The sequence below is a fragment of the Vibrio sagamiensis NBRC 104589 genome (assembly GCF_007990935.1).
Taxonomy (GTDB): domain Bacteria; phylum Pseudomonadota; class Gammaproteobacteria; order Enterobacterales; family Vibrionaceae; genus Vibrio; species Vibrio sagamiensis.
The window spans coordinates 1-5,945 of the sequence record NZ_BJXJ01000076.1 but is presented as its reverse complement, the minus strand read 5'-3'; the positions used below and the strand labels follow the sequence as shown (position 1 = coordinate 5,945).

5 protein-coding genes are annotated in these 5,945 nt (G+C 44.9%); all 5 read left to right on the top strand.

What is annotated here, in order from left to right; genetic code table 11:
* Positions 1-318 precede the first annotated feature (318 nt).
* The 5 genes from VSA01S_RS19010 to VSA01S_RS18990 are packed head-to-tail and all read left to right on the top strand — an operon-like array spanning position 319 to position 5,942.
* Positions 319-894, top strand: coding sequence for a hypothetical protein (locus tag VSA01S_RS19010; protein WP_039982705.1), 576 nt, complete (start codon positions 319-321; stop codon positions 892-894).
* Entirely contained in the window at positions 884-1,429 is a 546-nt protein-coding gene (locus tag VSA01S_RS19005) for a hypothetical protein (protein ID WP_039982703.1), read from the top strand. Before VSA01S_RS19010 ends, VSA01S_RS19005 begins: the two co-directional genes overlap by 11 nt.
* The gene (locus tag VSA01S_RS19000; RefSeq protein ID WP_039982701.1) at positions 1,426-4,155 is read left to right on the top strand and encodes a TcfC E-set like domain-containing protein; all 2,730 of its coding nucleotides are present in this window, start codon (positions 1,426-1,428) and stop codon (positions 4,153-4,155) included. Before VSA01S_RS19005 ends, VSA01S_RS19000 begins: the two co-directional genes overlap by 4 nt.
* 2 nt (positions 4,156-4,157) lie before the next feature.
* Entirely contained in the window at positions 4,158-4,901 is a 744-nt protein-coding gene (locus tag VSA01S_RS18995; RefSeq protein WP_050567423.1) for a fimbrial biogenesis chaperone, read from the top strand.
* 3 nt (positions 4,902-4,904) lie between these two features.
* The gene (locus VSA01S_RS18990) at positions 4,905-5,942 is read left to right on the top strand and encodes a hypothetical protein (protein WP_039982700.1); all 1,038 of its coding nucleotides are present in this window, start codon (positions 4,905-4,907) and stop codon (positions 5,940-5,942) included.
* Positions 5,943-5,945: the final 3 nt, after the last annotated feature.

Genomic DNA, 5,945 nt, shown 5'->3' with positions numbered 1-5,945 from the left:
CAAGCTCCTCCGAACAGCCATTTCGTATGCCCCAAACTCCTATTTTGGTTTAATCCGAACGCACATAACACTTGAGATCGTTACTTGGCGGGTGATTATATGTTTTATTCTTTATTAAGTGGTTGATCTTATGAATTTATATGTGTGATGTTTTTTTTTTACTTTCTTTAGTTCTCTGTTTTTTTTAATTTTCTCGCCTACCAGTTTTGCCTCTTTTGAAGCATGACTGTGAAGAAAATAATAGGTATTTAAAAGGATTACCCTCCTGAACTTAGCGAGCTTTAAGTTCTTAATAAAGAAAAAATAGGAATTAATGATATGAAAAAAACAGTATTAACAACACTTGCGTTGTCATTAGGTGTTGCCTCTGTGGCAATGGCATCAGACATGACTCCAGGCGGCGCGACACTACAGTGGGCGGGTTCGGTTCCTGCTGTGACTACTAATGGACAGGGTTATTATATTATCAAAGAAGGGACAGTGGATTTTAACTCTGGACTCTTAACATTTACTAATGATACTTCGGGTATTGCGTTAAAGTCCGCCTCTCAAATCGGCTTTAAAGTCGTACAGGACAAAAAACCTGATGATGGTCAATATGATCCATCTGTGGATAATAAGCCATTGAATTATAAGTATTCATTGGTGGATGTGAAAGTGGGCATTGACGGTTTGCCCGCTTCTCAAAATCCTAGCGCCGGTTACTTTGCGGTTCATGCTAATGGTCAGCCAGATGCGCTTAAACTTAATGACGATCAAGGTACCACACAAAATGGCGAACCAACACATCTGACAATTAGGCCTAATGGTACAGCGCCAGCGACGCTAACAGGGGGCTCTAATGTTGTGGTGATGTCAGTACTTACTGTCACACCAGTTGATAGTGCTATCTAATTTAACAGAGCCATCGACCCGAGAGGTTGATGGCCTTTTTTTGCTAGGTGATCGTATGGTGCGCTTTTTTCCTGTTTTTTTATTAGTTTTTTCTGCTTCCGCTTTTGCGATAATAATAGAAAAAACATTCCAACCACAAACGACGATAATTAAGAATGCCCCCTCTGATGCACTGAAAATCACAGTCAAGAAGCCGGACTTTACGGCATTATATGCCACCTCTTTAAATACATTTCGTTCAGTTGATATGCCTTTTACGGTGGAATCTATCAATGGAACATCGCTAAACTACATCATTGTTCTGCAAACCTCGCAACATTACTGCCAAGAAGAGGGTCAAAGTGCCACTTCTCTTCTTGGAGTGTCGACCACACTGAATAACATGCTTTTTACTGTCAAAAGTCCTGGGATCGAAGTTCACAACTCAATAAAAAGCGACCATATCATGCATGTAGAGTTCCCGCCTATTCCACAAAAAGCAGCAAGTCAGGTTTGCTATGGTACATTTGTGGTCATCGCTGAGGAGGAAATGTGAACCGTTATTGGGTAATGATGCTGCTACCTTTAGTTGCCTCTTTGGCTCATTCTGCGGATTACCCGCTAGAGTTTGCCGATTTTTTTGAAGAGCGGCACGAAAATGTCGAAGTAGTGATAGCGGGAGAGGTGCGCAGTCAAACGATAGAAGCTTTTGTGAGTTATGAGACGTTTCGATTGGATGATGGATCGGCAAATATTGCGCGTTTGTCTGAGTATTTAAGGCATCAACGATTAACCGATAAGGCGATTGATGAGGTGGTGTCTCAGCTTACGGCTGGTGTAAAGGCGAACCCAGGTTGTAGGGGGGCGTTAAACTTGTGTGTGCCTCAGCGCTCGCCTACTGGCGCGGAGTTTGTGTTTGACTTTGATGCGCAGAAGTTACGAATGTTTGTCGGTGCCAGTATGTTAGAGCGCCAGTCGTATGATGATAAATATTATTCTCCTGATCGACCAGCGAATGCTTTAATTAACTGGTCTGATTTGTATGTCTATACCGATGGAGACGGAAATAACAATCTCAACTGGACCAATAATGCAACGCTAGGGTTGCCTGTTGGGTTTTTATCGGTTGAAACGCAATATCAGCAACCAAAAAATGAGCTAAAACTGTATCAAGCGCTGTATGATGTTGAAAAAGAAGATCGCCGAGCTCTTGTGGGTTATCAGGGACGTCAGGCGGTAACGTTCAACAGCACCGATTTTTTATATCATGGTGCTAATTATGCGGGGTTTGGCGCCTCTTTTGGGCGCAGTCAAAACTTATTTAAAGGACAAAAAAAAGCGCAGAAGCGGATTTATTTCTTTGCGCCTCAAGAATCACAATTAGAAGTGTATCAAGGTGAACGACTATTGTTTAATAAAGTCGTGTCACAAGGTCAGCAGTCGATTGGTTATGATGAGCTTCCGTCTGGTGTGTACAACTTGACGTTGGTCTTAAAGCAAGGCTCGGAAGAAATACTTAATGAGCAGTATATGGTGGTGAATATGGCTCAGTTTTCGTTGCCAGTGAGTCGTTGGGATTATCGCGTGGATGTCGGCATGTTGAAGGATTTAGCCATTGATGACCAATGGCTTGATGATATCACGGCTTCTGAGCGTGGCTATGGTCGTGGGGCTTTGGCGTACCGACCTTATGAAACATGGTTATTGGCATCAAGTATAACGAGCAATGGCGATGATTCAATATTGAATGTGGGGGGGCATTGGGTGTTTAGCGGCAGTCTCAGTGCTCAATATAATATCGGGGCGTTTGCTTCTGGCTCTCAGTCACATTATGGTCAGGTCGTGTTTGGCCCTTTATCTGCGTCTTACCGATATGTCAATGCCAATGAGAAAAGCAGCACACTCGCGACGTTGCTTTACGGGCAAAGAGAAACGCGTGATTGGGGGATAGGCCTTAGTGGGCAGGTGTTGGGTGGAAAAGGCTATTTAAACTACAATAATTACCAGACTAAGCGTGCTCACCCTTGGAACATTTATGCTCAACCCCTTCAGACGGAGAGTGATAATGTATCTTTGACTTGGTCCAGAGAGGCTTTTGGTGGGCGCTTGAGTCTCAATACTGTCTACAGCATGTACCATGGGCAGCAGGATACATGGAGTACTACGCTGGCTTGGAGTATGTCGTTTGGTGAGCATTTTTCTGCCCGCACGGAGTTTAATGTGGACAGGGAAAGTCAGGTGTACAACCGAAACAGTGTGACGTATCAAACCAACGGTGATTACGGCTATGCTTCTTCAACTGTTGGTGTCAAACGAGGCCGAGAGTCAGATGCTGATATCTCCGCTAGTTTAAATGGCCATCGTAGGACCTTTGGTTACAGTGCTTACGCGTATGCAAGTCAAGAAGGGCAGCATTCGCTCTCTGGAAGTTTGAATGGCACGCAAATTCTTTCGACTCAAGGCGGAGCGTTCACCTACGAGAAAGCGCGGGCTTTTGTCAGTCTTAATCCGACGTTAACCGAGCCTGAGCCGACTCCGACAGAGATGAGCTACAACATGTTAAGGGATGGGAAGTTTTGGTATCGAGACAAGGCTTCACTGACGCAGTCAACGCTCATTAAGTTGGATGACTATACAAACGTGGCGTTTGAGCTGGATGCGGACACAAACAACATTGATATTATGAACCATCAATACGATCAATTTGTTATGCCTGGGTATTATTACGAGTTACATAGTGAAGTCACCCCCCTTGCCAGTCAGGTCTTCTTATTAAATGACATGCTTGGAAACCCTATTTCTACCGCTCGATGTTTAGAGGAGACGTGTAAAAGTGTTGAGGTGCTGTCTGATGACGGTGTGGTTCGTGTGAACTACCGGAAAGGGCACCCGTTTAAATTAGTGTCACAAAAACGCTTGTGCGTGTATGACCCTAATCTCATGGGAGAGGGTTACATTCAAACGTACTGCTTACCTGGGTTAGATGACATTGACAACAACCTTGTTTGGAGGGATGAGCCCAACCTCATTGCGCCGCATGAAGTAGAGAATGCGTTGTTGTACATTGGTAAGTATGAATCAACGGCTGAATCGGCGCGCATTTTGGAGCGCTTGCAAGAAGTAGGGTTGACATCTAAAGCCATTAAAGTAGGCGAGAGTATGTATGTGTACGTGCGCTACTTGAAGCAGTACACCACGGCGCAACGAACTCTCCTGCAGGGTTTGGATGCGTATGTAATCCTGGACTCTATTCATATCAACCAGTTATTTAGTGTGAGATAAAAATGAAAACAATGCGATACAGTTTATTATTAACGGTTTTTTGCTCATTCAGCAGCATGGCGACGATTGGGATTAGCTCCATGGTGGAGTTCACCCAAGACGGTGACGCTCAGTTCACCATTTCGAACAGTGATGATTACCGACAGTTTATCAGTGTCGCTATCTCATCGATTAAAATTGAAGATGGGGAGATGGTCAAAACACCTTACAGTCGAGAGAATATCAACACATGGAGTTTGACGGCCCACCCTGCTCGAACAGTGATTGATGCGAAGTTGAGTAAAGATTTTAAATTTACGTATCAGCCTTTGCCTTCTGACTCCAAAGAGCAGGATAAGATGTATCAAGTCTCGTTTATTCCAACGCCTTATTTTACGGAAGGGGAGCCAGCGAAACACCGGGTTCAGATGGCTATCGGGTTTGCTGCTTATGTGATAGTTCCAGCGCAGACGGACCAACCCCTTGACTACGATGTCACATACAACGGTGACAGTATTCAGTTAAATAATCATGGAAACAGTTACGTTCGTGCCTACTTTGATGCGTGTCCTGATTCGGTGAAAGGCGACGCGCGCAAGGCTTGCTCTAAAGTGGTGTATGCCATGTCAGGGCGTCGATTGAACGTTACTCTGACCGAAGAGATGCAAAAAAAATCGGTCATTAAAGCGGAGCTATCAACGCATCACTTAACTTATAAAGACAAGTGGGTGTTGCAAAAGGACAAGACGATTAGGTCTAAGGAGTAAACCATGAAATCGTTTCTTTTTTTGGTGCTTCTCTTGGGGGGGAGTCTCACGGCTCAATCAGCAGAAATATCAGGGGTTGTTCAAGGCGATAAATTGACTTGGCAATCTGCGCAGACCACCGCAAGCGGCCTGACTCCTGCTGTGTGGGACCTCCCTATAAGTCTTCCTTCGGCGGAGAAAATCACCCCAGGGGGGCCGAGCTCTGCTTTTGAGCGGCAATTGATGCTCAGAGGAGCAGGAACCACGGTTTACGTCCCTCTCACGATAGAGGGGGTATCTTATCGGTTAACCAGTAACACTTCGATGTCAAAGAATAAGGACTCGGCGAGCACGACTGTATCTGGGAACAGCGCGGTGGTCATGGGGGCGGGGGTAGGTAACTCAACGGTGACGCTTTCTACGCTTTCTACGCCGTTTTCTCATTATCGGCCTATGATTCAATCTATTGATGCCAATAAGTGGTTGAATGCGTTTAAGAGTTCTGGTGCGGGGAAAGGGGTGTACCAGGGGGTAATTAACTACTCGATACCGTATGATTATAATCGGGATAATGTCCTTGTTCGTTACATTGTGCCTGCGACGTTAGTGGTTAGTTTAGATTACAATCCTGCTGAGCTAAATAGCGTCAATGTGATAGGGAGTGATATTATTCAACCGCAGTATTACGGTTACCCTGAACGGTTGGTCAGTGGTTCGACGCAATATATGATTGATGCGAGTGGGCTGTTTCCAAACGGTGTGATTATGAGCTTGATAGGGTTGCAGTCTGATAATTACAAGCTGTGGTCAACGTCCACCTCTCCTCAGATTGGCATTGATTACAGTGTTGAATGTACCCATGGGTGTAAGGGGGCGACTCGTATTATTACCGACGGCGCCCCCGATATTAACAGTTTGAACAATGGCTTGACCATAGACTCAGCGGACAACACATCGGCTCAGGCCACTATAAGGGTGAGTTTTTCGGATCAAAAACTGTCAGAGCTTGAGGGCGATGTCTATACCGGCACGTTCGTTTTACTTTTTGAAGCAGGAATATAGCAC